This is a genomic window from Acetivibrio sp. MSJd-27 (assembly GCF_018918095.1).
Taxonomy (GTDB): domain Bacteria; phylum Bacillota; class Clostridia; order UMGS1840; family HGM11507; genus HGM11507.
On the sequence record NZ_JAHLPV010000006.1, the window covers coordinates 19,786 to 44,728 of the forward strand.

Genomic DNA, 24,943 nt, shown 5'->3' on the forward strand with positions numbered 1-24,943 from the left:
GAAGGCCTTATGGATTATCATTATGACAGTAAAGACATTGCTGCCTGTGCAGTGACGCTAAGCGTTTCGAAAAACCAATCGGAAGAGGACCGATTAAAAAAAGAATACCGGGATAAGGATATCCTTTGCTGTGCTGTGAATTTTGGCGGAGAATTTATCTCCTCCATTATGAAAATTATTGAGCGGGCAGTGGTATGCGCAAAGAGGGAAGGGGTGATCGATCACTCCCATGTGGAAGAGGGCTCGGTAGCCGGAGCAACAAGAGAGGCACTGGCACAGATTATGCCTAAGGCGATTGGACTGAATGTGGGGGGCAAGATAGCAGTTGCGCGGTATAAAGACCATATTTCAGTTGCTGTTTTCTTCGGGATAGGGCTGCTTCACCTAAATGAGATTGCCATTGGCCTGGGACACAGAGTATTGGATGTAAGGAGCAGTGCAATAAATGAAAACATACAAAATAGCGATTGACGGACCAGCCGGTGTGGGAAAGAGTACGATAGCCAAGAGACTGGCTTCTCTTTTTCACTTTACCTATGTGGATACCGGAGCCATGTACCGAACGATTGCCCTGTATTATATAGAAAAGCGTCTTCCGCTGGAAAATGAAGAGGTTGTGCTTTCCCATTTAAATGACATTGAAATATCTCTTCGCTACATAGATGGAATGCAGAACATCTTTTTGAATGGAAAAAACGTGACGGATTTGATCCGGACGCCGGAAGTATCAACCGGCTCTTCGCAAGTGGCCGTTATCGGTGGTGTCAGAGAGAAGCTGGTAAAGCTGCAACGCGAAATTGGGGAAAAGCAAAATGTCGTGATGGACGGACGTGATATTGGCACAAAAGTGTTTCCGGATGCTGATGTGAAATTGTTTTTGACCGCAACCTGTGAGGAACGGGCAAAACGAAGAATGGCGGAAATGCGTGAAAAAGGAATGCAAGCATCTTACGATGAGATTTTAGAAAGTATCCGGTTTCGGGATGAAAATGATTCCAACCGGAAAATAGATCCGCTAAAGCCGGCTTCTGATGCAATTATGGTGGACAATACGCAGGACACGCTGGAACAGACAGTGGAGAGAATTAAAAATATCATAAAGGAACGGTTAAAATGAGTTTTTATCATTTTGCAAGGCAGGTTTGCAGAATTTATTTGAAAATTTTCTTTCGAATTGAATATCTAAATGAGGAGAATGTCCCCGCCAAAGGAGCTGTGATTTGCTGCTGCAATCACAACAGTAATCTTGATCCGGTTATGGTTGGCTGCATCAAGCAAAGGGATTTTTCCTTCATGGCAAAGGAAGAATTGTTTGAGGTGCCGCTGTTCGGAAGGTTGATACGAAGTCTGCATGCATTTCCTGTGAAACGAAACAGCGGTGATTTAGGGGCAATCAAAAAGGCGATGACCATCTTAAAAGAGGGGCATGCACTGGTTTTATTTCCGGAAGGAAGGCGCAGCAAAGATGGAAAACTTCAAGAGGGAAAAGACGGTGTGTCTCTTCTTGCAAAGAAAACCGGAGCTACGGTAATCCCTTGTGCGACAAATGGAAAACCAAAGCTCTTTCGAAAAACAAAAATTATTTACGGCAAACCAATTGATATGGAAAAATATGCAGATACAAAAGATTTAAAGCCATTGACGAAATGTGTAATGGAAGAGATAGGCAAACTGATGGGGGAATTATGATACAGGTGGCAAAAAACGCTGGATTTTGTTTTGGTGTTGACCGGGCGGTATCGGCGACCTATGAACAGCTCAAGGAAAGCGAAAAAAAACTATTTACCTTGGGTGAAATCATTCACAATGAACAAGTTATTGCCGATTTGGAAAAGAAAGGGGTTTCTGTGATTGAAAATCTGAAAGATGTCAATCCGGTAACCGACAAAGTTATTATTCGGGCACACGGCGTATCAAAACAAATTTATGATGAATTGGAAGCGAGAAACATTGAATATTTGGACTGTACTTGTCCCTATGTAAAAAAAATTCATAATATTGTGCATGAAAAATTTTTGGATGGATATCATATTGTAGTCATTGGGAAAAGCCAGCATCCCGAGGTGATTGGCATCAACGGATGGTGTGAAAATACGGCTACAATTCTTTATGATGAAGAAAAATGTTTGCAAGATTTGAAAAAGTATGATAAAATGGCGATTGTTGCGCAAACTACTATTGATAAAGTGAAATTTTACAAAATTATTAAAATTTTAAAAAACTATTGTAATGAGATACAAATCTTTGATACAATATGTAGTGCAACATCCAAGCGTCAGGACGAAGCGGAAAAGATAGCAAAGGAATCTGACGTAATGATTGTAGTCGGCGGGAAAGACAGCTCTAATTCCAAAGAACTGTATTTGAAGTGCAAACATCTCTGTCCGCAGACTTATCTGATCCAGACAGCGGATCAATTAGCCGGTAAAGAGCGGTTTTCCGGCAAAAAAATTGGAATTACAGCGGGTGCTTCAACACCGGCTTATATAATTAAGGAGGTTCTGAACATTATGTCAGAAGAAAAAAATATTTCAAATGGTGAAGAAAACTTCGCTGATATTTTAGAGCAATATCTTAATTCATCTATACATACAGGGCAGGTGATTAAGGGTACAGTAGACCGCGTGTCTGCTACCGAAGTGAATGTAAATATCCCGGGATATAAAGGGGTAGGTGTCATTTCTCTTGATAATTTGACAGATGATCCCCAGGTAAAAGCGAATGATCTTTTGAATGTTGGTGATGAAATCGAAGCGTTTGTTATTAAGACCAACGATGTGGAAGGAATTGTGCAGCTTTCTAAGAAACGCGTTGATTCCATGAAAAACATTGAGAAAATAAAAGAAGCTTTTGAAACGCAGGAAATTTTAACCGGTAAAGTGGTTGAGATTAACAAAGGCGGTCTTTCCGCTCTTGTGAACCACGTGAAGGTATTCGTTCCCAATTCTTTGGCGACCGAGAGATATACAGAGGATATCAGCTTTTTGATGGGGACGGAAGTTTCCTTGAAAATCATAGATTTCAATGAGCAGAGAAGACGGGCTGTGGGTTCCATTAAAGCGGTTCTGATGGAAAAGAAAAAAGAACAGCAGGAAAAATTCTGGGCGGATGCTGAAGTGGGGAAGGCTTATTCAGGCGTTGTGAAATCTCTTACAAACTTTGGTGCATTTGTCGATCTAGGCGGTGTCGATGGTTTGATTCATATCACAGAGTTGTCTTGGGGAAGAATCAAACATCCTTCTGAAATTGTTAATGTAGGCGATATCGTTGACGTATATATCAAGGATTTGGATACAGAGAACAAAAAGATTTCTCTGGGCTTCAAAAAAGCAGAGGACAACCCTTGGCTGAAAGTGCAGAATGAAATGAAAGTCGGCGATGTTATCAATGTTAAAGTCGTGAGACTGGTTCCTTTCGGTGCATTTGCAGAAGTGATTCCGTTTGTGGATGGTCTGATTCACATCTCTCAGATTTCGGATAAGAGAATTGCAAAACCAGCGGATGTTCTTACAATCGGAGAGCAGGTTGATGCCAAAATCATCGAACTAGATATTGAGAAACAAAAAATCAGTTTGAGTATCCGTGCTCTGATTGAAGAGGGAAAAGCGGCTGAGGCAGCAGTTCCGTCAGAAGAAGTTGCTGCAGAGGAAGTAAAATCGGAAGAAACCACAGTTGAACCTGTCGCTGAAGAAACAACGGATGCCGAATAATATATGAGTGATGACAGATGAGAGGAATTCCTTTCATCTGTTTTTTTTATGTCGAAATATCACTAGTTATGAGGCTTTTTCAGAAAATCATTGCAATTTTAACCGTATTGTTATATAATACAATAGTTATATAATATAACTAATTAAACATTCTCTTTGAAACTGTGAGATAACGTGATAATCTTACCGGAGCTGTTTTGAATAAAAAATTATGACAATATCCCTTATTGAATTTAGGCAGAGGTGTTTTTATGGAGAAAAATATAGATATCTCAACAATGATGATGAGTAACAAGGAACTCACCGCATTGCTTCTGCTGGAAACCGGTTTCTCCCTGCGAAATGTGATGCGCTTTGAGAAAGCGGAAAAAAAGCGGAATCTGAGTATTTTAAAATTTAATATTTTATCGGTGATTTACGAGTATGAAAGTTCTTCGATGAGGGACATTGCAGATGTGCTTAATATCCGCCGTTCTAATTTTTCCAAGTATATTGAGGAACTTCTCCAGGATGGATATGTTACAAGGGTCAATGATCAGACGGATCGGCGAAAAATTTATGTTGCGCTGACGCCAAAAGGGAAAAAAATCTTCATGCGTTATAAAAAGGTATATATGAGGGGATTGAGCAAAAAATTTGGCTGTTTTACTGACCATGAAATTATCCGTTTGAATGACGCTTTAATTACAATACAGACATTGATGAGAAAATATAAAAACTACAAGAAAAATGAGGAGTGAAGATATGGGAAAAACAGCATTTGTATTTTCTGGCCAGGGCTCACAGTATATCGGAATGGGCAGGGAGCTGATTGAAAAATATGAAGCAGCAGCAAGGGTCTATGATCAGGCGGGAGAGGTGTTTGGAGAATCCTTCCTGCAACTATGTTTTGAAGGGGAACTGGAGGAACTCTCCAAAACCTTAAATGCACAGCCTGCTATTTTTACGTTGTCTATGGCTGTTTTAGAGATTTTGAAGGAAAAGGGAATAACAGCAGATGAAATTGCAGGATTTTCGTTAGGGGAAATCTCGGCTTGCTGCTGTGCTGGAGTTTTTTGTTTATCGGATGGATTTCAAATCGTTAAACTTCGCGCAGAAGCGATGCAAAAGGCCGCAGAAGAATTCGGCGGGATAATGTATGCTATATTAAACAGTGATGCAAAAACGATTGAAGCCGTTTGCAATGGAATCACGGAGGGGTATGTTGCGCCTGTCAACTACAACGCGCCGAAACAGACTGTAATTGCTGGAGAGGAAAAGGCAGTACAGATTGCGGCAAAAAAGCTGGCGGAGGATTATGGTGCTAAAACCGTTCGATTAAATGTAAATGCAGCTTTCCACAGCAAAATGATACAATCCGCATCAGAAGCTTTCGGAGAAGCATTGAACGGCTTTTCTTTCCAAAAGCCGCAGATGATCTGCTATTCGGATATTACGGGAAAGCCTGTGGAGCGAATCGATGCCAATTATTTAAAAACGCAGATGATCTCCCCGGTGCAGTGGGTTACCATAATAGAAAATATGTGTGCCGATGGAGTGGACACTTTTATAGAGCTTGGATCCGGCAAGACACTGTGCGGACTAATCAAAAAAATAAACCGCAGCGTGCGGACGTTCCATATAGAGGACTGCAAAACTTTAGAGGAATTCCTTGAGAAAATGTCACTGTAGAGAGCGGCGGTTTTGACCAAATGAATAAAAGAAGTTTTATGACTTACCATTTGAAGAAGGAGAAGCATAATGGCAAATTTTAATATACGCGGGATGGGAACTTACATTCCGGAATATGTTCTTACCAACGAAGAACTTTCTAATATAGTAGATACCAATGACGAGTGGATAACCAAAAGGGTGGGGATTAAAGAACGCCGTATCTCTCAGGGAGAATCCACCTGGTATATGGGAAAATGCGCGGCTTTGCAGGCTTTGGATCATGCAAAAATGAAACCTGAGGACATCGACATGATTATTGCTACAACTGCAACACCTGATTTTTTTTATCCGTCGCTTTCCTGTCTGGTACAAAAAGAAATCAAAGCGGTAAATGCGTTTTGCTTTGACCTGACTGCCGGCTGCAGCGGTTTTATCTATGCTGCTGACGTGGCGGAGAAATATTTGAGAACCGGTGAATATAAAAATATATTGATCGTCTGTTCAGAATGTCTTTCCGCTGTGACGGACTATACGGATAGAAGCACCTGTGTTTTGTTTGGCGACGGCGCGGGAGCTTGTGTTGTTTCTTCCGTAGGAGACGGAAAAATGCTGGCATCTCATCTTGCCTCGGAAGGGGAAGGCGGTTTCAGCCTGTATGGCAAAGCGATTACAAATCACAGCCCTTTTGTGAAGCCGGAGATTGCGGAAAAATATAATGAATTTCCGGATTGCAATGATTATTTTCTAAAAATGGATGGACCTGAGGTCTATAAATTCGCCACTCGTGCGATGGTACACGCCTGCCAAAAAGTTTGTGAAAAAGCGGGAATCACGATCGATGACGTGGACTATGTTATTCCCCATCAGGCAAATGAGCGCATTATAGATTTTGCTGTAAAGAGATTAAAATTAAATCCGGAAAAAGCGGTTAAAACCATTCGGCAATATGGAAACACGTCATCAGCAAGTAATCTTCTCTGCTTTGACAGTTTGATAAAACAGGGAAAACCACAAAAAGGGGATAAAGTAATTTTCACTGCTTTTGGCGCAGGATTAACCTATGGTGCTTTTTTGCTGGAATGGTAGGAGGAGTTTTTAATGAAATGTGCAATTGTAACAGGCGCATCCCGCGGAATCGGCAAGGCGATTGCGATTGGATTGGCAAAGGATGGATTCCAAATTGTTGTCAACTATTTAAATAATGAAAGGAAGGCGCTCGAGACGGTGGCTGAATGTGAGGTTTACGGGGTGAAGGCCATCGCAGTTCAGGCAAATGTATCGGATTATGAGGCCTGCCGCCAGTTGGTTTCCAAGGCAAAAGAAACCTTCGGAAGCATTGATGTTCTGGTAAATAATGCTGGAATTACGAAGGATAATCTGCTTCTTAGAATGAAACCAGAGGATTTTACAAATGTCATTGACGCAAATCTGACCAGTGCGTTTCACATGATGTCTTTCGTTACACCGATTATGCTCAAACAGAGAAGCGGGAGAATTATCAATATTTCATCTGTTGTCGGTATTTACGGAAATAAAGGACAAATGAATTATGCCGCTTCCAAAGCTGGCTTGATTGGAATGACCAAGAGTGCTGCCAAAGAGATTGGCGTCCGTGGAATTACAGTAAATGCAGTTGCTCCCGGTTTTATCCAGACAGAAATGACGGATGTTCTCGGCGATACTTTTAAGGAGACGATCATTCAAAACACGGCGCTCAAATGCCTTGGTGAAGCAGAAGATATTGCCAATGCGGTGTCTTTTCTTGCATCGGAAAAAGCGAGATATATTACAGGCCAGGTTATCCAGGTGGACGGCGGTTTGAGTTTATAGTTATAACAAAACGGAGGATAGAATAACGTGAGTAGAGTAGTGATTACAGGGATTGGAGTCATCACTCCGGTCGGAAAAGACATCAAAACCTTTTGGAAAAATATCGTAAATGGAAAACATGGTTTTTCCAAAATCGAATCCTTTGACACAGAACGTTTTAAGGCAAAGCTGGCCGGAGAAATCAAAGATTTTCATCCGGAGGATTACATTGATAAAAAAGAAGCGAAGAGAATGGACCGCTTTTGTCAGTTTGCGATTGCGGCGACACAGGAAGCGGTTGCGGACAGCGGCATTGACTTTTCTTTCTATGATCCGTACCGTGTCGGTTGTATCATCGGTTCCGGTATTGGCGGAATTAAGACCTTTGAAACAGAGTGTGACAAGTATTTTGCGAAGGATTCCGTGCGTATCTCAGCATTTATGATCCCTTCTATGATATCGAATATGGCGTCCGGTATGATTTCGATGCGCTATCAGTTAAAAGGCTCCAGCTTTGCCGTAACCAGCGCCTGTGCATCTTCTACCCACGCAATAGGTGAGGCTTACCGGGCTATTAAACACGGTTATATGGATGCAGTGGTTGTCGGAGGTGCGGAAGCGGTTATTACACCGCTTGCTGTAGGCGGATTTCAAAATATGCAGGCACTTTCCACTTCGGAGGATCCGGATCGCTGTTCCATGCCTTTTGATAAAGAACGCAACGGATTTATCATGGGAGAAGGCGCGGGTATCCTCATTATGGAAACCTATGAAAATGCGGTGAAAAGAGGCGCTGAAATCTATGCGGAAGTAGCCGGATATGGATCCACTTCTGATGCATACCACATTACCAGTCCCGATCCGGAAGGCGAGGGAGCTGCAGCTGCCATGAGGATGGCGGTGCAAGATGCCGGTTTAAATCTCTCTGATGTAGACTATATTAATGCGCATGGAACGAGTACGCCCTTGAATGATAAATTTGAGACAGCGGCTATTAAGAAAGTATTCGGCGATTATGCTTATCAACTGAATGTTTCATCCACCAAAGGTGTTACAGGGCATTTGCTGGGTGCTGCCGGCGCGGTAGAAGGAATTGCCTGCTGCCTTGCGATTCGGGATTCGGTGATCCCTCCTACCGCGAATTATAAAGCGAGTGATCCGGAATGCGATTTAAACATTGTTCCCAACACGGCGATACAGAAAGAGGTTAATGTGGCGATTTCCAATTCGCTGGGATTTGGCGGACATAATGCTACTGTATTATTCAAAAGGGTTTAGGAGGAGCAAAGAATGGAATTTAAGCATGTATTGGAATTGATTGAAAAAATGGAAAATTCAAGCATTACAAATCTGGAACTGACAGAAAAAGAGTTTACCTTAAAGTTGGAAAAAGGTGATGTAACATCTTCTGTCAAACCGGATTCCATCTCCCAAAATAGTTCTCTTAATGCCGCAAGACAGGAAGAAAAGCAGGAAAGCGCATTAAAAGGGAATATTGTTACGGCTCCTATTGTAGGAACATTCTATCAGTCATCCTCCCCAGAGAAAGAACCATTTGTAAAAGTCGGTCAAACGATTCAGGAAGGGGATGTCGTGTGTATTATCGAGGCGATGAAACTGTTCAATGAAGTGCAGAGCGATTACAGCGGTGTTGTAAAAAAGATATTGGTTCAGGATGGAGATCTGATGGAATACGGACAGCCGATCATGATTATAGAATAGGGGGATTGGAATGCTGAACAAAGAACAAATCATGGAGATCATTCCTCATAGGGCACCGTTTCTCCTGATCGATGAAGTACTGGAAATGGAACCTGGAAAACGGGTAGTGGCGCTGAAGCATGTGACCGAGGATGAATATTATTTCAAAGGGCATTTTCCCGGAAATCCGGTGATGCCAGGGGTTTTGCAGGTAGAGTCTCTTGCGCAGGCCGGAGCGGTCTGCGCGCTTTCCCTGGAGAAGAATAAGGGGAAAACAGCCTATTTCGCCGGATTAAACAAAGCGAAATTCCGCAAAAAGGTAGTGCCGGGTATGACACTGCGGCTGGAAGTGGAAATTATCCGCAGTCTGTCTAAAATCGGAATTGGTTCTGCGGTGGCCTATGACGGTGATGGTGACGTTGTGTGCTCCTGTGAAATTACCTTTGCGATTGAATGAGGTGTGACATGTTTCAAAAAGTATTGATTGCAAACAGGGGAGAAATTGCGGTCCGGATCATTCGTGCATTGCGCGAGCTTGGTATTAAAAGCGTGGCGGTTTATTCCAAAGCGGACGAGGATGCCCTGCATGTCCAACTGGCAGATGAAGCTATCTGCATCGGTCCTCCTCAGTCGAAGGACAGCTACTTAAATATGCAGAATATATTAACGGCTTGCATTGCTTCTGGATGTCAGGCAATTCATCCCGGATTTGGTTTCCTGTCTGAAAACCCCAATTTTGTCCGTATGTGCGAGCTTTTAAAAATCAAATTCATCGGTCCGGATGCATCCATCATTGAGATGATGGGCGATAAGGCTACAGCAAAAACGACAATGAAAAATGCGGGAGTTCCGGTTGTGCCAGGCTCCGATGGAGAAGTGGACAATCTTGAATCTGCTTATGAGGTTGCGGAGGAGATAGGCTATCCCGTCATGATCAAAGCGTCAGCCGGCGGCGGGGGAAAAGGAATCCGTCTGGTACGCGCGAAGGAAGAATTGGAAAACAGTTTCTTTTCCGCAAAAACGGAGGCAAAGGCTGCCTTTGGAAACGACGGAATGTATATTGAAAAATTCATCGAAGAACCGAAGCACATTGAAATTCAGATACTCGCTGATGAACACGGAAATATTGTTCATCTCGGTGAAAGAGACTGTTCCATTCAGCGGAGAAATCAGAAGATTATCGAGGAGGCTCCCGCTGAATTCCTAGGGGAAGAAATCCGCGGAAAAATGGGAGAGGCAGCCAAAAATGCAGCAAGAGCAGTCGGATACAAAAATGCGGGCACCATTGAATTTCTGGTTGATAAATATAAAAATTTTTACTTTATGGAAATGAATACCCGGGTGCAGGTGGAGCATCCGATCACTGAGATGATTACCGGCGTGGATATTGTGAAAGAACAGGTACGCATTGCACAGGGAGAAAAGCTGTCCTTTTCACAGGAAGACATTATTCTGAACGGGCATTCCATCGAATGTCGGATTTGCGCGGAAAATCCAAAAGAAAATTTTCGTCCCTGTCCTGGAGAGATTACTGGTCTTCATATTCCAGGAGGTCCCGGTGTTCGAGTGGATAGTGCGGTGTATCAGGGATATCGGATCCCACCATACTATGATTCTATGATAGCAAAGATTATTGTACATGCAGATAACCGGAAAGAAGCGATTGTTAAAATGCGTTCCGCTCTTGCGGAAATGATTATTGCGGATATTGAAACGAATGAGGACTATCTTTTGTCAATCCTGAAGGACAAGGATTATGTAGAGGGAAATTTCAATGTTTCTTTTCTGACGGAAAAGAAATTTTAGGTGGTGCTGAATGAATATGCTGAAAGATTTATTAAAAAACGTAAAAGATAAATTTTATGATGACGGGCAGGAAATCAAAATTTCAGAATTGAAATCCCAGGTGGACATTCCGGATGACCTTTGGCTGAAATGCCCGAAATGCAATGCGACTCTGGTTCGAGATGATGTGGAAAAGGAAAATATGGTCTGCACGAAGTGCGGTTATCATTTTCGAATCAGTGCAAAAGAACGGATTGATATGATTGCAGACACAAACACGTTTATAGAATATGATAAGGAGATGCATTCAGTCAATCCCATCGGCTTTGATGGATATGAGCAAAAGCTGCGCAAACAGAAAAGTATCAGCGGCTTGAATGAGGCGGTGGTAACTGGTGAATGTACGATTAATAGCTACCCCTGCGCCATTGGAGCAATGGATTCCAAATTTCTGATGGGCTCTATGGGAAGTGTTGTGGGAGAAAAGATTGCACGGCTCTTTGAGCGGGCGATTGAGAAGCGGCTTCCGGTCATTATTTTTACAGCCTCAGGCGGTGCGAGAATGCAGGAAGGTATTATTTCACTGATGCAGATGGCCAAGACAAGCGCAGCAGTCAAAAAACATTCGGAAGCAGGACTTTTATATATCGCTGTCCCGACCGATCCTACGACAGGCGGCGTGACTGCCAGCTTTGCTTCGCTTGGAGATATTATTATTTCTGAACCGAAAACGCTGATTGGTTTTGCGGGCAGAAGAGTCATTGAAGGCACGATCAAGCAAAAACTTCCGGAGGAATTTCAAAGTGCGGAATTTTTGCTGGAGCATGGCTTTGTTGATATGATTGTTCACCGGAAAGCAATGAAGAACGTACTGGCCAAATTGCTGCGGTATCACAGCGAAAAGGAGGTCTAGGAAATGGCAAATCAAAAGTCAGCATACGAAAGATTGCAGCTCATTCGCCATAAGGAACGGCCGAATTTAAAGGACTATGTTCCGTTGATATTTGACGAATTTTATGAAATGCATGGTGACCGCCTATATGGCGATGACAGGGCAATTTTGGGCGGGATCGGTGTGTTTGAAGGACAGACTGTGACTGTTATCGGTCATTTAAAAGGAAAAAATATCAATGAAAATAAAAAAACAAATTTTGGTATGCCCCACCCGGAGGGATATCGAAAAGCGCTTCGTTTGATGAAGCAGGCAGAAAAATTTCATCGTCCTGTTATCTGCTTTATTGATACGTCAGGGGCTTTTTGCGGCATCGAAGCGGAACAGCGCGGTCAGGGAGAAGCAATCGCAAAAAATTTGCTGGAAATGTCTGATCTGAAAGTACCTGTTGTTAGTATTGTGATGGGGGAAGGAGGCTCTGGCGGTGCACTTGCGTTAGGTGTTTGTGATGAATTTGCGATGCTTTCCAATGCAATTTGTTCTGTCATTTCACCTCGCGGCTTTGCATCAATTCTATGGAAAGATCCTACCCGTGAAGAGGAAGCGGCAAATATGATGCGTATCACTGCGCAAGATTTATATAAACTTGGCGTGTGTGATGCAATTATTGAGGAGGCGGACGGCGCTGCCCACAAAAATGTGGAGGGAACCGCCGAAAATATCAAACGTTATCTGGAGGATACGCTTGCCAAGCTGGAAACGAAAAGCATAGACGATTTGCTGAGAGAACGATATGAAAAATACCGTGCCATCGGTATGTTTGAAGAAATGTAGGTGACGGGAAATGTTTGAAAAGATTCAAAGGGTTCTTGCAGAGCATTTTCATGTTTCAAAAGACAACATTTCCAGGACAACAAAACTGCAGGAGGATTTAGGAGCAGATTCTCTGGACTATGCAGATTTGATGATGGCTTTTGAAGATGCTTTTCATATCGATATCAAGGACGAAGAATTTGAACCGGTTAAAACGGTAAAAGATATAGAGAATTATTTGATAAAAAATAAGGGCTAGTTTTTACTAACCCTTATTTTTTTGAATCTTTGAAAGAGATAAGGACAGATAAATGTGATAGCAAAACCGGTCAGAAAATACCGTATTAGATTCAGCCAGAAGAAATCACCAATTAATTTGAGGCCAAATTGGATAAACACCAATATCAAAATACCGCTTGTCACCTTCCGGATCTGTTCTGAAAGTTTTGCTTTCACTTGAAAATCAAGAAATTTTTGTTCCAGCGAAAAACCCAATAAAAAGCCTAAGAACAGAGGAGACACTTTTAAAATGTCAGGATCGTCCGTAAGCGCAATACCAAGGAGACCTGGTATGAGAAACAGATACAGCATCCAGTATTTTTTGTTACTAAGTATTTTTTTCATCAGCAATTGTACTGCAATGATAAGAAAAATACCAATTAAAATTCCGCAGAAAACATCCAGCGGAGTGTGTACACCTAGATAAATTCGGGAAAACCCAATTAACAGTGTCATAACAATTCCGAAAATCAGAAGAATACGCGAAGGGAATTGCAGCCATAGGGAAGTGAAAAAGGATGCTGTCATTTGTGAGTGACCGCTTGGAAAAGAATAACCATAACTGGTGTTCAAATCCTTTCGAATTATGTCGCTGTAAGAAAAAGGGCGCGATTCTTTCCATATGTGCTTCAAATCAATGTTGATGAAAATGCTGAAAACCAAAGAACACACCAGCAAAAGCCCTTTTTCTTTACTGACACACCAGTATAGGATTACAACGCAAAAAACAAACAGCATTTCATTTGCCAGGTTTGTGATTAACAGAAAAAATTGATCCAGAGCAGGAGTCGAAAAACTTTGAATCCACTGCATAAAAGCGATCAATTTAAAACACCTCCTAACCCTTGAATACAAAGAATACAGCGCCTACCATGCACAGAAAGGCAAACACATAATTCCAGGTAAACCTTTCTTTTAAATAGAAGATGGTAAACAGAGAAAACACAATCAATGTGATAACTTCCTGAAGAATTTTAAGCTGTGCGGTGGTGAAATAGTTTGAACCGATGCGGTTTGCCGGAACCTGAAAAATATATTCAAAAAAGGCAATTCCCCAACTGCACAGTATCACAATCAAGAGGGAAGCAGATTTAAATTTCAGATGCCCATACCAGGCAAACGTCATAAAAATATTTGAGATGAAAAGCAGAAGTATCGTCCAGTACATTTTAAAACAGCACTCTTTCTTTTTTCGTTTATTTAAAGTAAGTATATCATATAATTTCTTTTAACACAAATAAAAAGACCACTAAAAAGCGGCCTTTCCATAAAGGAGTAAGCTTAAAATGAACTCAGTGGGGATTTCGAATTCATTTTATACAGCAATAAAGGGGTTTTTATCGCTATATAAGACATTATAGCTGTTTACAATTAGTTTGTCAATTAAATTTATTAAGATTTTCAGAAAATGTACAATATTAGTGAGGTTGGGACGCTTTTATGGCGATTTTTGATTTGTAAAAGTGTTTTCTATTATGCAGTGATTTTTCATAAAATATCGATATTTGATTGCTTTTTTTAAAAAGAAATGGGATAATAAAGAAAATAGATAATTGTGCAAGTAGTTATTTATAGCTTTGGTGCTGAAAGGAAGAATAAGATGGCAATCTACGAAAAACAGAATTATGGTTTTTTAACAGAGCGTCTCTATAACGTATCACTAAACCTTTTTTCCGTTGGAAAAAACACCTATAAAAAGCCTTGGCATTGGGAATCTAAGCCGGTTGAATACTATACACTGCACTATGTGCTGGAAGGTACAGGCAGTTATTCTGTACTTGGAAACGAGTTCCATACAAAAGCCGGTGATGCAGTTCTTATCTATCCGAATTCATTGGCAACAATTGATACTTTTACGATCCCTTATATATTTCACTGGGTTAATTTTAATGGTGCGGTATTAAAAGATCTATTAAAAAATACGGATTTCACAAAAGAAAGCCCTATTATGCATCTGCCAGACTGCTTGGTTCCGTATATCGAGAAAATGACAGAAAAACAAGGGCTATATCCTTATCAGCAATCCCATATGATTGGTTGCCTTTATCTTTTATTTTCAGAGATAATAGAGCGTTCTTCGGGTTCCGGAAAGGATGAAGATTATAAAAAGCTGTATGTACACAAAGCCTTTGACTATATTTCTGAAAACTATTATTTCAATATTTCGGTGACGGATATTGCAGGCCATGTGGGTTTGAGCAGAAGCCATTTATACCGTTTGTTCATGGAAGAGTTGAATATGTCGCCGCTTCAGTATCTGACACAGTACCGGTTGGAAAAAAGTTTGGTTATGTTAAAAGAAACCGATCTGTCTGTTTCAGATATTGCTTTGCGAGCAGGTTTTGAAAGTGCATACTATTTTTCCAGAGTATTTTCAAAATATATGGGCCAAGCCCCTTCTGTTTTTCGAAAACAGAAGGACTTTCATTTAAACCATGTGGAAATTACAGAATAAAATATTTCTTTCTTTGTTAAATGGCAATGAAAGCATCTTATTAAAAAGTATGAAAAAACAGGTTGTGCCGTATCAAATGTAGCACAACCTGTTCTGCTTTATTTAAGAATAAGAAAAACGCTTTTACGGATCAAAAGCGAACATTGCTCTTAAGTATTTAGGAAGTTGAACACAATAATGAATTTATACAAGTAAATTTTCTGCGCGTAAGGGTGCAACACGTCTGACGTCTTGCAAGACTAACAATCCGAAAAGGCGGGAATTTAATAAGTGCAGGGGTATGTGGCGGTCCACTCTCTATCATCTAAACCGGACGGATTTTTCCCCTTTGCTATTTCTCTATAACACTGACTGCCATTTTAACGAAGTATTCTCGGAAAAAAGGAAGCTTTGCAACTGGTTTCAAGAATCCCCTCAAAGGTACTTCCTTATAATATACAGGAGTGAGCTGTAATTTGTTCAATATTTTTTTATATCGTTTCAAAGTCATTTTATTGATATAAGAAAAGTATTCTCTGCCTTTTTGATCCTTTGAAATACGGAAAGAAATGCGCTCTTCACCGTCGGGCAGATCCTTAACAAGCTCTTTATAAGCTTTGATTAAGGTTTTATCACTGAAAAACAGATGAACCCATGGGATAAAAATCACATCGCTTAAATGCGCTCCGAAGGGATGATTGTAGGGAGGAAAATTGATAAAAACTTTTCCGCCTTTTTTTAAAACGCGCATCACTTCTCTTAAAACTGCTTCCGGCTGAGCCACATGTTCCATCGCATCATTCATGATAATTGTATCAAAGCTGTGGGATGGGAAAGGAAGCTTTGAAGCGTCAGCTATAAAGAATTGAAATTTGTTTTGAAGATTTAATTTTTTTGCAAGCTCCATAGAATCTTGTTCATATTTGGGTACAATATCAACACCGGTTACTTTTTTTGCACCGCAGGATGCATAGTAAAGAGATTTTCCACCGGCTCCGCAGCCGATGTCCAGGATTTCTTTGTCGCGAAACATTTCATCCTTTGAGAGATAATCCAGATAAAATTTTATCGTATCCTCTCCCTTTTCATATTGCCACATAGAATAGGTTTTTATGCCGTCATTGTTTAAGTTAAAGGGATGAACAACAGGTTTAAAGCATTTATTCCAACGTTTTAACAAATTTACCATAGGTTTTTCACTCCAACATTTGCAATTTGATTTTATAGTATACCATGGTCACAAGCCACATATTGGAAAGTGGCATGATACAATTGTTCTCCGAAACACAGAAATCTCTGATTTCGTTTTGTTTCGTGAGGTTATTATACCATAAAAAAGAAGCAAATGGTAAAAAATTTGAAAGAAAATCAAAAAAAATTTATCATTTCTACAAAAATGATAGGACCGATGGTGAAACACAAAAAAATGTTTGAAAAATATGGCCTGAAATGTTATGATATTGTAGTAGATATAAAACAGGGGGAAAAGGAGACATATGGATTATAAAAACGTTGATGTAAAGGATATATTCGCCACTCATGTTTTTGACGACAGGGTTATGAAGGAAAGGCTGCCGAAAAATATTTATTCTTCTTTAAAGAAAACAATACTTTTGGGCAAACCTTTGGAACCAGAGGTGGCAAATGTGGTTGCCAACGCTATGAAAAATTGGGCGGTGGAAAAAGGAGCAACCCATTATACCCATTGGTTTCAGCCTTTAAATGGTGTAACGGCCGAGAAACACGACGCTTTTTTGATGCCAACGGCTGACGGCGGCGTGATAGATGAACTTTCAGGCAAAAAACTGGTAAAAGGTGAATCGGATGCGTCTTCCTTTCCATCTGGAGGAGTGCGCGCAACCTTTGAAGCAAGAGGTTATACTGTTTGGGATTGTACCTCTCCTGCGTTTTTAAAAGAAGATAAGGCAGGTCTCACCCTCTGCATTCCAACTGCTTTTTATTCCTATACAGGGGTTGCTCTTGACAAAAAAACGCCGTTGCTTCGTTCTATGGAAGCGGTTTCTTCTCAAGCGCTGCGGGTTTTGCGCGCATTGGGAAACACCTCGTCGAAAAAGGTTCTCACCTGTGTTGGTGCAGAACAGGAATATTTCTTGATTGATAAGGCATGCTATGCAAAGCGCAAGGATTTGATCTTTACAGGGAGAACTCTTTTTGGTTCTATGCCTCCAAAGGGCCAGGAGATGGAAGATCATTATTACGGCGCTTTAAAAGAGCGGGTTGCAATGTTTATGAAGGAACTGGATGTGGAACTCTGGAAAGTGGGGGTGACCGCAAAAACAAAGCACAATGAAGTTGCGCCTGCCCAGCATGAACTCGCGCCGATTTATGCTTCCAATAATATTGCCGCAGATCATAACCAACTGATTATGGAAACCTTGAAAAAAGTGGCGAGCCACCATGATTTTGTAGCGTTGCTTCACGAAAAACCTTTTCAGGGAATCAATGGATCCGGCAAACATAATAATTGGTCCTTGGAGACGGATGACGGCTTCTGTTTGTTTGATCCGGGAGATACTCCACAACATAATGCGCAGTTTCTGGTATTTTTGAGTGCTGTGATCAAGGCGGTGGATGAATATGCTGATTTGGTTCGGGCATCGGCGGCAAATGCCGGAAATGATTGCCGTTTAGGCGGACATGAGGCTCCTCCCAGCATTATTTCAATTTACCTTGGAGAAGAGCTGGCAGAAATATTGCGTCGAATTGAGGAAAAAGATCCGGAGGATTCCAAAGCAGGAAATTCTGGAGTGATCGAAATAGGCGTATCTACCTTGCCCAAAATTCCTGTAGATTCCACGGATAGAAATCGCACTTCACCTTTTGCGTTTACAGGAAATAAGTTCGAATTCCGTATGGTTGGTTCCAGCGCGTCTATATCCGGTCCTAATATCATACTGAACACTATTGTGGCGGAAGCGTTAAGTCAGATTGCAGACCGTCTGGAAAAGGCGGAAAACGTTCAAAAAGAAGTCAACCGTGTGGTTCGTGACATTGTGAAAAATCATAAACAGATTATTTTTGACGGCAACGGTTATTCCGGCGATTGGGTGAAAGAGGCAGAAAGCAGAGGACTTCCCAATATCACAAATACGGTTGACGCATTGATGGCTTACAAAGTGGAAAAAAATATCCGGGTTCTGGAGCGGTTTGGCGTTATGAGCCGTGTGGAGTCTGATGCCCGTTATGAAATATATACAGACATTTATATCAAGCAAATTAATATCGAAGCTCTCACCATGATCGAAATTGCAAGAAGAGAGATTTTACCTGCTGTTATGCGTTTTGCAAAAGAGATCGCTGTATCATTAAATGAGATGAAAAGCACCGGGCTTGATTTAAATATGGAAGAACAGGAGAAACTATTAAAGAAAGCAAATAGCTTGATGAATCTGTTCAGCAGCCAGATTGAGGTTCTGGAGAAGGAAACCGAATTTGCAAAGAACGTTGTCAGCGGTACCTATGAAACGGCATGCGCATACCGTGACAAGGTAGCGACTGCTATGGAGGCTTTGCGGAAAACAGGTGATGAACTGGAGAAGATTGTATCAAAGGATATCTGGCCGTTGCCGACTTATTCAGATATGCTGTTTTATATTGATTAAAAGGAGTGAGCTGTGTGGAAAAGAAGAATTTAGATCAGTTTATTGCGGAGAGCGGAAATGTAAATGTGGCACAAAATGTAATCGCAGCTATGGTAGAAAAGGCGACTCTTGAAGTACCTGGCGTTCATTCTATGACGCTGGAAAGATCCGTAGGCTTTCTAAATAAGAGTGCAAAGAAGGTAAGCGGTGTCAAGGTTATGTTTGAAGGAAAAACCGAGCTTTCCTTGGAGATCAGTGTTGTTTTGGATTATGGAAGCAATGTCATTTCCGTTTCTACAGCGGTTCAGGAAAAAGTAAAAGATGCAATTGAAAATATGATCGGTATCAAAGTAAAAAATATTGACGTTCTTGTCGAGGAAATATATGTCGAGGAAACTGAATAAACCCTTTTTTAGGGTTTATTTTTTTCGTAAAATGCTGTATAATATACAGAGTGAATTAGGAAGCGGAGGATCATTATGGGCAGAAGAAAATTAAGGGAATATGCCTTCTATATTATTTTTAGCCTGCCGTTTACCAAGTATACGGCGAAAGAAGCGCTTAACAATATCAACTCAGTGATTGATAAGGACGAGCTGGAACCGGAGAATCTTAAGTACATTGAACAGACTGTTTTGGGTGTGGAAGAAAATTTGGAAAAAATCGACTCAATCATTGAAACTTATTCGAAAGGTTATCGTCTGGAGCGGATATCGCGTGCTGCGCTTGCTGCAATGCGTCTCTCAATCTATGAAATCCTTTTTCAGAAGGATGTGCCTGAAAATGTTTCAATCAATGAAGCGGTTGAAATTATAAAACAATTTGATTCAGAGGAGTCGAAGAAATTTTCCAATGGGATCTTAGGTTCTTTTGTCCGGGGAAGAGAAGGATAATGGCACTTCATCTGGGAATCGACACAAGTGCCTATACCACATCGATAGCGCTTTATAATGATGAGAAGAATACATATGTGCAGGAAAGAAAAGTATTAGCGGTAAAATCAGGCGACCGCGGTCTTCGGCAGAGTGAAGCGGTTTTTCAACACAATAAAAATCTGCCTGAACTTTTGGAGTCTTTCCGTGGAAACCTTCAAACGATTTCTTCCGTCAATGTAAGCGCTTGGCCAAGAAGGCTAGAAGGCTCTTATATGCCGGTTTTCACTGTCGGAACGGGCTACGGGAAGGCAATTGCCGCATCTCTTAATATCCCTTTTCAAACATTTTCCCATCAAGAAGGTCATGTGATGGCCGCTTTATACGGAACGGAAGAAGTTTCAGTTCCTTTTCTGGCCCTTCATCTTTCTGGTGGAACGACGGAATTACTAAAGGTTCACAGACAATGCGGCGGAATGCATATTGAAAAGATCGGCGGGACATTGGACTTGAATTTTGGACAGCTTATTGACCGGATTGGTGTTTCCTTGGGGTATCCGTTTCCTTGCGGAAAACATATGGATAACGCAGGAGAAATCTCTGCAGATTGTAAAAAAATTCGTGTAAAAATGTCAGAGGATCTCCAATTTAATATATCAGGCTTGGAGAATAAAATTTCGGCTTTGCCCCCGGGACAACAGGTGTCGGTTCTGTTTCGGACAATTGGTGAACTCACAAAAGATTGGGTGAATGCAGCGCAAAGAAAATATGGAATAAGGCAGGTTGTCATTTCTGGCGGTGTGGCTGCAAATTCTATCATTCGGAAGCTTCTGGAAGAAGAGCACATTCACTTCGCGTCTCTGGAATTATCCTCTGACAACGCTGTAGGTCTCAGTATGCTGGGAGCTCAAATAGAAAGGCGGCAATCATGCAGATCATAACAGTATCACAATTGAATAAATACATTAAAACGCTGCTGGACTATGATGAACTTTTAAATAATGTATATATAAAGGGGGAGCTTTCCAACTTTAAACTGCATTATGCTTCTGGGCATTGCTATATGACGTTGAAAGATGAGGGCGGTGTTGTAAAAGCGGTTATGTTCCGAAGCGCTGCCTCCAAATTAAAATTTGCACCGGAAAACGGCATGAAGGTGATCGTCAATGCACGGGTATCTGTCTATGAAAGGGACGGTGTTTATCAGCTCTATATCAACGAGATGCAGCCAGACGGTATAGGTGCTCTTCATATCCGATACAATCAATTGAAGGATCAATTGGACAAGGAGGGGCTGTTTGACAAACGGTTAAAAAAAGGGATCCCGAAATATCCTGAAAAAATCGGCATTATAACTTCCCCGACAGGTGCGGCGATTCGGGATATTCTGAATGTTATTTCCCGCCGCTATCCCATATGCCAAGTTTACATTTTTCCCGCTCAGGTACAGGGCGAAGAAGCAAAATATACGATTGTGGAAGGGCTTTTGTACTTTAATAAAGTACAGAAAGTGGATACAATTATAGCGGGCAGAGGCGGAGGTTCTATCGAGGATTTATGGTGTTTCAATGAGGAGATGGTGGCAAGGGCGATTTTTGATTCTGAAATTCCGGTGATCTCTGCAGTAGGGCATGAGACAGATTTTACGATTGCAGATTTCACTGCGGACTTGAGGGCTCCCACGCCGTCTGCGGCGGCAGAGCTTGCGGTTCCTGATATCACAGAGCTAATTCAATATGTTTCAATCTCCCACGTGAGATTGATGAACGCTTTGAAAAGTTCTGTCGATGTGAAAAAGGCGAAGCTGAAGCATGCCGCAGAAAATCGTTTTTTGAGTCATCCAATGCTGTTAATAGAAGATAAAATACAACGTCTCAGCGATTATTCTCTGAAAATGAGTTTATATTTTGAGAAAACACTGAAAGAAAAACAGCAAAATTTTATTCGTAATGTTTCGAAACTGGATTCTCTCAGCCCTTTGCAGGTTTTAAAGAGAGGGTACTCTTTTGTGGAAAAAGAAGATGGACAGGTCATTGATAGTATTGCCAAAGTACATGAAAAGGACATTCTACATCTGTCCTTTCATGACGGAAAAGCAAAATGTGTCGTTCATGATATTGAGAAATGAGGGAGAGAATATGTCTGTAAAAAAAGTCACCTTTGAGGAAGGAATGGAGGAATTGGAATCCATTGTAGCTAAACTGGAACGGGGAGAGGCTGCCCTGGATGAATCCATCACTTTGTTTGAGCGCGGAGTTGCTTTGACAAAAGAAATGCAAAAAATGCTGGAAACGGCTGAAAAAAAAGTGAAGCTGTTGGTGAAAGACGGAGATGCGATAGAAGAGACAGATTTTCCGGAAGGATCCGGAGTATAAGAACGGAGTTTTATTATGGATATGCAAACATTTCAATCGGAATGGCAGACGAAACGGGCTAAAATTGATCGATATCTTCAAAGCGATCTGAAAAGAGAAGAATGCTATTACAGCACAGTTTACAAGGCTATGAATTACAGTGTACAAAGCGGCGGAAAACGCATTCGCCCGGTTCTTCTGATGGCATGTTATGAGCTGTTTTCCGATAATACGGAAGAAACCTTGCCTTTTTGTGCGGCGATGGAGTATATTCATACCTACTCCCTGATTCATGATGATCTGCCCTGTATGGATGATGATGAACTCAGGAGAGGAAATCCTACCTGTCATGTGAAATTTGGCGAAGCAATGGCTGTTTTGGCAGGGGATGCATTGCTTAACAGAGCTTATGAGAAAATTTTTTCTTCCTCTCATCCGAGAGCGATGAAAGCGGGAGAAATCATTTCTTTCTATGCTGGCAGCGAAGGCATGATCGGCGGTCAAGTTATCGATATGGAAAGTGAAGGAAAGGAAATTTCCGCTGAGAAATTGGAAAAATTGCAGGAATTGAAAACCAGCGCATTGCTTTCTGCATCCTGCGGAGCCGGTGCTGTACTCGGCGGGGCAGATGAAAAAGAGACAGCACATCTGAGAGAGTTTGGTAAACTGCTGGGTCTTGCTTTCCAGATACAAGATGATATTTTGGATGTAACATCCACAAGCAGTGAACTGGGAAAACCGGTTGGCAGCGATGAGAAAAATCATAAAACTACTTACGTTTCTCTGTTTGGATTAGAAAAATGTCAAAATTTGAATCAGCAGCTGACGGAGCAAGCTATAAAAAGCCTGGATCTTTTTAAAGAGAGAGCGGATTTTTTAAAGGAACTAGCCTTATGGCTGTTAAACAGGAAAAAATAACGGGTGATTTTATCCCGGGTGAGGATAATAAATGAAGTATATCATTGAATTTTTTTCAAATTCTATATTGATGGCGGTACTTTTGAGTTGGTTCACTGCCCAGGCATTAAAGGTTGTTTTTGTTTTGATAACGAACCGTAAGTTTGATTTGCAGAGATTTGTAGGCTCAGGCGGCATGCCAAGTTCACATTCTTCGTTGGTTATGACTTTGGTTGTTATGGTTGCCAGAGCAGATGGAATCTCATCCACGACGTTTGCCCTCGCTTTGGCATTTGCGGTTATTGTTATGTATGATGCAATGGGAGTCCGCAGAGCAGCCGGAGAGCAGGCGAAAACCATAAATATGATTGTAGAAGAATGGCTTCCTGATTCTGATATGCTGATGGAAGACCGTTTAAAGGAACTGATTGGGCATACACCTTTGCAGGTATTGATGGGGGCAATTTTGGGTATTGCAATCGGTCTTGTCTTTCCTTTATAGCTGTTGAAAAAACTTGCAATTTTCAGTGCAGAGAGGCCATTTGTTAAAAAATAGGAAGTGCAGGCGGTTGCTTTTCATTAGACAATATGGTATAATAAAATCAAATTGAAAAGATAGAAATCTTTTCAATTGCTTGCAAAGCAAGCTTTTTGTATTTATAAAATGCAAAAATGATTTTGATTACACCGAAAATACTGCTGTGTTGTCAAACATGACAACGGCGCGAACGTTTTCGCGCACTCAAAACTTCGTTTTGACGGCAGATTTATGGTATAATAAATTGTAAATTAGACGGTGCAGTATTCTAGTCGGCTGATTCGATTTCGAAGGCGGGCCTAAAAATCCGCTGTCGGGCATATCGATGAAGTTCCTGGTGTCCGCTTTGGACGCCCAGTCTGGGGTGGATGCTGGGAGTTAAGGTTGCGGGGCGTTTCGCAATGGCATGTGAAGTTCGTACCTGCTTCCGTGGAGACTTAAGCTTGTGGCCTTTCTCTTCTGTGCCTTTGGGCGCAAGGAGGAGGCTACGACTTAGGATAAGAACCTACTATGCGGTGTTTCTGCTGTGAGTAGAGTAGCCTGCCTTGAAGTGGATATGGGGGACGTGAGATCAGATTTCTGCCTAGAGGCCTATAGGCAGAGGTTATCGCTCATTGAAACCATGTTTGCAAAAGAGGCTAAGATTCGATGAAAGTCGTTGAGGAAATCTTCTAGACTGTTTTATAAGTAATTTGTGGATTGCAGTGTGGACTAAGTGGTGATCAAGTTTTGCATCAGGCGACTATGCAAAAAAGGGTTTAATGGGGAACCACCGCTACGGCAACGGGCGGCACTCTTTTAGGAAATCTTACTTGACCTAAGCCACAAACTTTACACAAATTATCACCGTCTACTTTTTATTATCTGATTCAATAAGGGGCATTCCCTATCATTCATTCAATCAGCAGGAGATAGAACTCCTGCTGAAAAAGAAAGCGATTCACCGCCGCACACAGAAGCGGAGAGCCAGAAAAGATATTATTTCATTATAAATTTGAAGAGGTGGGACTGGTTGGATAAAACCGATGGCAGTACGTGCAAAAAGAAAAAAAAGAAAAAAAGTAATGCGTCATGGATTGCTTTAGTGGTTACCATGACTTTTGTCATATCTATCACAATGTCCTTTGTCACGAATAGTTTGACCGAGAATTTAAATATTGTATTTGCCGGACTGATTTTGTTGTCTATTATCGCAGTCGGAATTGTTTTTGACATCATTGGGATTGCGGTTACAGCGGCAGATGAAACACCGTTTCACGCCTTGGCTTCCAAAAAGAAAAAAGGAGCGAAAGCTGCAATTCGGTTAATTCGTAACGCAGAGAAGGTATCGAGTTTCTGCAATGACGTTGTGGGGGATATCGCCGGAATTATAAGCGGCTCTACCTCAGCGGTGATCGTTATATATATTGTGAATGCATTTCATACAAAATCCGATATTGTTCCGGGCATGATCGTCACCGCACTGGTTGCGGCTTTGACAGTCGGCGGCAAGGCAATGGGAAAATCTCTTGCCATAAAAAAATCTTATTATATTGTTCATTTTGCAGCAAATGTTTTAAGCTTGTTCGGCTTTGGGAAAAAGTAAGATAAGGAAACTGTTTAAA

General features: G+C 41.3%; 28 protein-coding genes. 25 read left to right on the plus strand and 3 right to left on the minus strand.

Features of this window, described 5'->3' with window-relative positions; all coding sequences use genetic code 11:
• Window positions 1-9 precede the first annotated feature (9 nt).
• The 15 genes from KQI32_RS03505 (at window position 10) to KQI32_RS03575 (ending at window position 12,622) form a co-directional block, all read left to right on the plus strand.
• Complete coding sequence (locus KQI32_RS03505) at window positions 10-471, plus strand: HutP family protein (protein ID WP_216423982.1); 462 nt, start codon at window positions 10-12, stop codon at window positions 469-471.
• The gene (cmk, locus tag KQI32_RS03510) at window positions 446-1,117 is read left to right on the plus strand and encodes a (d)CMP kinase (RefSeq protein ID WP_216423983.1); all 672 of its coding nucleotides are present in this window, start codon (window positions 446-448) and stop codon (window positions 1,115-1,117) included. Before KQI32_RS03505 ends, cmk begins: the two co-directional genes overlap by 26 nt.
• A complete protein-coding gene (locus KQI32_RS03515; RefSeq protein WP_216423984.1) occupies window positions 1,114-1,689 on the plus strand; it encodes a 1-acyl-sn-glycerol-3-phosphate acyltransferase in 576 nt (191 codons plus the stop codon). The genes cmk and KQI32_RS03515 overlap by 4 nt, the downstream gene beginning before the upstream one ends.
• The gene (locus tag KQI32_RS03520; RefSeq protein WP_216423985.1) at window positions 1,686-3,710 is read left to right on the plus strand and encodes a bifunctional 4-hydroxy-3-methylbut-2-enyl diphosphate reductase/30S ribosomal protein S1; all 2,025 of its coding nucleotides are present in this window, start codon (window positions 1,686-1,688) and stop codon (window positions 3,708-3,710) included. The genes KQI32_RS03515 and KQI32_RS03520 overlap by 4 nt, the downstream gene beginning before the upstream one ends.
• A gap of 251 nt (window positions 3,711-3,961) precedes the next feature.
• Window positions 3,962-4,450 (plus strand): MarR family winged helix-turn-helix transcriptional regulator, encoded by a 489-nt coding sequence (locus tag KQI32_RS03525; RefSeq protein WP_216423986.1) that lies wholly within the window; start codon window positions 3,962-3,964, stop codon window positions 4,448-4,450.
• Window positions 4,451-4,454: 4 nt separating this feature from the next.
• Window positions 4,455-5,381 (plus strand): ACP S-malonyltransferase, encoded by a 927-nt coding sequence (locus KQI32_RS03530; RefSeq protein ID WP_216423987.1) that lies wholly within the window; start codon window positions 4,455-4,457, stop codon window positions 5,379-5,381.
• A 69-nt stretch (window positions 5,382-5,450) separates the two neighbouring features.
• The gene (locus KQI32_RS03535) at window positions 5,451-6,449 is read left to right on the plus strand and encodes a beta-ketoacyl-ACP synthase III (RefSeq protein ID WP_216423988.1); all 999 of its coding nucleotides are present in this window, start codon (window positions 5,451-5,453) and stop codon (window positions 6,447-6,449) included.
• A 12-nt stretch (window positions 6,450-6,461) separates the two neighbouring features.
• A complete protein-coding gene (gene fabG, locus KQI32_RS03540; RefSeq protein ID WP_216423989.1) occupies window positions 6,462-7,193 on the plus strand; it encodes a 3-oxoacyl-[acyl-carrier-protein] reductase in 732 nt (243 codons plus the stop codon).
• A 27-nt stretch (window positions 7,194-7,220) separates the two neighbouring features.
• Complete coding sequence (fabF, locus tag KQI32_RS03545) at window positions 7,221-8,450, plus strand: beta-ketoacyl-ACP synthase II (protein ID WP_216423990.1); 1,230 nt, start codon at window positions 7,221-7,223, stop codon at window positions 8,448-8,450.
• A gap of 12 nt (window positions 8,451-8,462) precedes the next feature.
• On the plus strand, window positions 8,463-8,894 hold the full coding sequence (gene accB / locus KQI32_RS03550) for an acetyl-CoA carboxylase biotin carboxyl carrier protein (RefSeq protein ID WP_216423991.1): 432 nt from the start codon (window positions 8,463-8,465) through the stop codon (window positions 8,892-8,894).
• 10 nt (window positions 8,895-8,904) lie between these two features.
• Window positions 8,905-9,330, plus strand: coding sequence for a 3-hydroxyacyl-ACP dehydratase FabZ (fabZ, locus tag KQI32_RS03555; RefSeq protein WP_216423992.1), 426 nt, complete (start codon window positions 8,905-8,907; stop codon window positions 9,328-9,330).
• Between the two features lie 8 nt (window positions 9,331-9,338).
• The gene (locus KQI32_RS03560) at window positions 9,339-10,679 is read left to right on the plus strand and encodes an acetyl-CoA carboxylase biotin carboxylase subunit (protein WP_216423993.1); all 1,341 of its coding nucleotides are present in this window, start codon (window positions 9,339-9,341) and stop codon (window positions 10,677-10,679) included.
• A 16-nt stretch (window positions 10,680-10,695) separates the two neighbouring features.
• Window positions 10,696-11,571, plus strand: a complete 876-nt coding sequence (accD, locus tag KQI32_RS03565; protein ID WP_216424060.1) for an acetyl-CoA carboxylase, carboxyltransferase subunit beta — start codon at window positions 10,696-10,698, stop codon at window positions 11,569-11,571.
• Window positions 11,572-11,574: 3 nt separating this feature from the next.
• On the plus strand, window positions 11,575-12,384 hold the full coding sequence (locus tag KQI32_RS03570; RefSeq protein WP_216423994.1) for an acetyl-CoA carboxylase carboxyltransferase subunit alpha: 810 nt from the start codon (window positions 11,575-11,577) through the stop codon (window positions 12,382-12,384).
• Window positions 12,385-12,394: 10 nt separating this feature from the next.
• The gene (locus KQI32_RS03575) at window positions 12,395-12,622 is read left to right on the plus strand and encodes an acyl carrier protein (RefSeq protein ID WP_216423995.1); all 228 of its coding nucleotides are present in this window, start codon (window positions 12,395-12,397) and stop codon (window positions 12,620-12,622) included.
• On the opposite strand, the gene KQI32_RS03580 is transcribed toward KQI32_RS03575, so the two are convergent.
• Window positions 12,619-13,467, minus strand: coding sequence for a phosphatase PAP2 family protein (locus KQI32_RS03580; protein WP_216423996.1), 849 nt, complete (start codon window positions 13,465-13,467; stop codon window positions 12,619-12,621). The two genes, KQI32_RS03575 and KQI32_RS03580, sit on opposite strands and share 4 nt — an antisense overlap.
• A 13-nt stretch (window positions 13,468-13,480) precedes the next feature.
• Entirely contained in the window at window positions 13,481-13,810 is a 330-nt protein-coding gene (locus KQI32_RS03585) for a DMT family protein (RefSeq protein WP_216423997.1), read from the minus strand.
• A gap of 432 nt (window positions 13,811-14,242) precedes the next feature.
• On the opposite strand from KQI32_RS03585, the gene KQI32_RS03590 reads away from it, so the two are divergent.
• Entirely contained in the window at window positions 14,243-15,097 is an 855-nt protein-coding gene (locus KQI32_RS03590; protein ID WP_216423998.1) for an AraC family transcriptional regulator, read from the plus strand.
• A 331-nt stretch (window positions 15,098-15,428) separates the two neighbouring features.
• Here KQI32_RS03590 and KQI32_RS03595 read toward each other — a convergent pair whose 3' ends face one another.
• Window positions 15,429-16,265 carry a bifunctional 2-polyprenyl-6-hydroxyphenol methylase/3-demethylubiquinol 3-O-methyltransferase UbiG gene (locus KQI32_RS03595; RefSeq protein WP_216423999.1) on the minus strand — a complete coding sequence of 279 codons (837 nt, stop codon included), beginning with the start codon at window positions 16,263-16,265 and terminating at the stop codon, window positions 15,429-15,431.
• Between the two features lie 307 nt (window positions 16,266-16,572).
• Here KQI32_RS03595 and KQI32_RS03600 point away from each other — a divergent pair, with 307 nt between their 5' ends.
• The 9 genes from KQI32_RS03600 (at window position 16,573) to KQI32_RS03640 (ending at window position 24,924) form a co-directional block, all read left to right on the plus strand.
• Window positions 16,573-18,699, plus strand: coding sequence for a glutamine synthetase III (locus KQI32_RS03600; protein ID WP_216424000.1), 2,127 nt, complete (start codon window positions 16,573-16,575; stop codon window positions 18,697-18,699).
• A gap of 14 nt (window positions 18,700-18,713) precedes the next feature.
• On the plus strand, window positions 18,714-19,082 hold the full coding sequence (locus KQI32_RS03605; protein ID WP_216424001.1) for an Asp23/Gls24 family envelope stress response protein: 369 nt from the start codon (window positions 18,714-18,716) through the stop codon (window positions 19,080-19,082).
• 75 nt (window positions 19,083-19,157) lie between these two features.
• Window positions 19,158-19,571 (plus strand): transcription antitermination factor NusB, encoded by a 414-nt coding sequence (gene nusB, locus KQI32_RS03610; RefSeq protein ID WP_216424002.1) that lies wholly within the window; start codon window positions 19,158-19,160, stop codon window positions 19,569-19,571.
• On the plus strand, window positions 19,571-20,491 hold the full coding sequence (locus tag KQI32_RS03615; RefSeq protein WP_216424003.1) for a hypothetical protein: 921 nt from the start codon (window positions 19,571-19,573) through the stop codon (window positions 20,489-20,491). The genes nusB and KQI32_RS03615 overlap by 1 nt, the downstream gene beginning before the upstream one ends.
• Window positions 20,479-21,678, plus strand: a complete 1,200-nt coding sequence (gene xseA, locus KQI32_RS03620; RefSeq protein ID WP_216424004.1) for an exodeoxyribonuclease VII large subunit — start codon at window positions 20,479-20,481, stop codon at window positions 21,676-21,678. Before KQI32_RS03615 ends, xseA begins: the two co-directional genes overlap by 13 nt.
• A gap of 10 nt (window positions 21,679-21,688) precedes the next feature.
• Complete coding sequence (locus KQI32_RS03625; protein ID WP_216424005.1) at window positions 21,689-21,925, plus strand: exodeoxyribonuclease VII small subunit; 237 nt, start codon at window positions 21,689-21,691, stop codon at window positions 21,923-21,925.
• A 15-nt stretch (window positions 21,926-21,940) separates the two neighbouring features.
• Window positions 21,941-22,822, plus strand: coding sequence for a polyprenyl synthetase family protein (locus tag KQI32_RS03630; RefSeq protein WP_216424006.1), 882 nt, complete (start codon window positions 21,941-21,943; stop codon window positions 22,820-22,822).
• A 31-nt stretch (window positions 22,823-22,853) separates the two neighbouring features.
• Window positions 22,854-23,303, plus strand: a complete 450-nt coding sequence (locus tag KQI32_RS03635) for a divergent PAP2 family protein (RefSeq protein ID WP_216424007.1) — start codon at window positions 22,854-22,856, stop codon at window positions 23,301-23,303.
• Between the two features lie 1,048 nt (window positions 23,304-24,351).
• Window positions 24,352-24,924, plus strand: coding sequence for a hypothetical protein (locus tag KQI32_RS03640; RefSeq protein WP_216424008.1), 573 nt, complete (start codon window positions 24,352-24,354; stop codon window positions 24,922-24,924).
• Window positions 24,925-24,943 lie beyond the last annotated feature (19 nt).

Coding starts and splice junctions, on each gene's coding strand:
- KQI32_RS03575 (WP_216423995.1), top strand. CDS start 12,395: ATGTTTGAAAAGATTCAAAGGGTTCTTGCAGAGCATTTTCATGTTTCA.
- KQI32_RS03635 (WP_216424007.1), top strand. CDS start 22,854: ATGAAGTATATCATTGAATTTTTTTCAAATTCTATATTGATGGCGGTA.
- KQI32_RS03515 (WP_216423984.1), top strand. CDS start 1,114: ATGAGTTTTTATCATTTTGCAAGGCAGGTTTGCAGAATTTATTTGAAA.
- accB (WP_216423991.1), top strand. CDS start 8,463: ATGGAATTTAAGCATGTATTGGAATTGATTGAAAAAATGGAAAATTCA.
- KQI32_RS03630 (WP_216424006.1), top strand. CDS start 21,941: ATGGATATGCAAACATTTCAATCGGAATGGCAGACGAAACGGGCTAAA.
- nusB (WP_216424002.1), top strand. CDS start 19,158: ATGGGCAGAAGAAAATTAAGGGAATATGCCTTCTATATTATTTTTAGC.
- KQI32_RS03560 (WP_216423993.1), top strand. CDS start 9,339: ATGTTTCAAAAAGTATTGATTGCAAACAGGGGAGAAATTGCGGTCCGG.
- fabZ (WP_216423992.1), top strand. CDS start 8,905: ATGCTGAACAAAGAACAAATCATGGAGATCATTCCTCATAGGGCACCG.
- cmk (WP_216423983.1), top strand. CDS start 446: ATGAAAACATACAAAATAGCGATTGACGGACCAGCCGGTGTGGGAAAG.
- KQI32_RS03525 (WP_216423986.1), top strand. CDS start 3,962: ATGGAGAAAAATATAGATATCTCAACAATGATGATGAGTAACAAGGAA.
- xseA (WP_216424004.1), top strand. CDS start 20,479: ATGCAGATCATAACAGTATCACAATTGAATAAATACATTAAAACGCTG.
- KQI32_RS03590 (WP_216423998.1), top strand. CDS start 14,243: ATGGCAATCTACGAAAAACAGAATTATGGTTTTTTAACAGAGCGTCTC.
- KQI32_RS03570 (WP_216423994.1), top strand. CDS start 11,575: ATGGCAAATCAAAAGTCAGCATACGAAAGATTGCAGCTCATTCGCCAT.
- KQI32_RS03535 (WP_216423988.1), top strand. CDS start 5,451: ATGGCAAATTTTAATATACGCGGGATGGGAACTTACATTCCGGAATAT.
- accD (WP_216424060.1), top strand. CDS start 10,696: ATGCTGAAAGATTTATTAAAAAACGTAAAAGATAAATTTTATGATGAC.
- KQI32_RS03595 (WP_216423999.1), bottom strand. CDS start 16,265: ATGGTAAATTTGTTAAAACGTTGGAATAAATGCTTTAAACCTGTTGTT.
- KQI32_RS03600 (WP_216424000.1), top strand. CDS start 16,573: ATGGATTATAAAAACGTTGATGTAAAGGATATATTCGCCACTCATGTT.
- KQI32_RS03625 (WP_216424005.1), top strand. CDS start 21,689: ATGTCTGTAAAAAAAGTCACCTTTGAGGAAGGAATGGAGGAATTGGAA.
- KQI32_RS03615 (WP_216424003.1), top strand. CDS start 19,571: ATGGCACTTCATCTGGGAATCGACACAAGTGCCTATACCACATCGATA.
- KQI32_RS03585 (WP_216423997.1), bottom strand. CDS start 13,810: ATGTACTGGACGATACTTCTGCTTTTCATCTCAAATATTTTTATGACG.
- KQI32_RS03505 (WP_216423982.1), top strand. CDS start 10: ATGGATTATCATTATGACAGTAAAGACATTGCTGCCTGTGCAGTGACG.
- fabG (WP_216423989.1), top strand. CDS start 6,462: ATGAAATGTGCAATTGTAACAGGCGCATCCCGCGGAATCGGCAAGGCG.
- KQI32_RS03520 (WP_216423985.1), top strand. CDS start 1,686: ATGATACAGGTGGCAAAAAACGCTGGATTTTGTTTTGGTGTTGACCGG.
- KQI32_RS03530 (WP_216423987.1), top strand. CDS start 4,455: ATGGGAAAAACAGCATTTGTATTTTCTGGCCAGGGCTCACAGTATATC.